1 protein-coding gene is annotated in these 750 nt (G+C 37.7%); it reads right to left on the bottom strand.

Going from position 1 to position 750, the window contains the following annotated elements:
- Positions 1–202 precede the first annotated feature (202 nt).
- Positions 203–592: a hypothetical protein gene (locus HH219_RS21670; RefSeq protein WP_169328608.1), complete on the bottom strand. Its 390-nt coding sequence runs from the start codon at positions 590–592 to the stop codon at positions 203–205.
- Between the last annotated feature and the right edge of the window lie 158 nt (positions 593–750).

Here is a 750-nt window from a genome sequence, read left to right as displayed (position 1 = left end):
AAATTCAATTAAAAAACGAGCTCCTGTAATTAACTCTAAGCGTTTTTAAAGCATTAGGTAATGCATTTGGAACCCATAAAACAGGCTGTTTTTCTTAAAAAAGAGTAATTCTACAGCCACAACGCCTTGCTAAGCGGAAATTAATGGTTGGCTATAATCGCGAAGCGATGGCCAACTGTTAATTTTCCGTTTAAGCAACTTGTTATGAGCCTTTTTTATTTAAAGCTGATTTAATTCCAATGCCAGCACCGATTGCGAGACTAGAAGTTAATATTGTTTTAACTAATTCCTTTTCTCCAAGTATCATTGCCGTGAAGACAAGCGCAACAACACCAACGACTGTAGCTCCAACAATAATCACCGAGCGTTTATGAATTGTATTTTCAAGCTCAAGCTCTCTTTGATGCTTTGCGTTATCTAGCTCAAGTTCTTTTTGTTGCGTTTCTTCCTTATGATCCATATGTTTCACAAAAGCTTCCACACCTTTTTCAGCAAGATCTTCAATGGTGGCGGCAATGCGTTCAATATTTTCAACACGAGTGTTGATACGATCTATTTCGCTATTTACTTCGATTAATTCTTGATTATCCAACGCTATACTTCCTTATTATACGACTGGCTCATAACACTTTAGTATTTATGCAACACGCAGTTTGTGTTGCATAATCGCTTGTTGGACTGAGGCGCTACCTGCTCGGTGTATAGAGTTGGTGTTGTTTATGCTATGGGAATTTGCTTTTTAGAGGCTCT

This window comes from Pseudoalteromonas sp. NEC-BIFX-2020_015, assembly GCF_012952265.1.
In the GTDB taxonomy this organism is placed as follows: domain Bacteria; phylum Pseudomonadota; class Gammaproteobacteria; order Enterobacterales; family Alteromonadaceae; genus Pseudoalteromonas; species Pseudoalteromonas neustonica.
The sequence above is the reverse complement of the archived record's forward strand: the minus strand, read 5'-3'. Positions and strand labels throughout refer to the sequence as shown.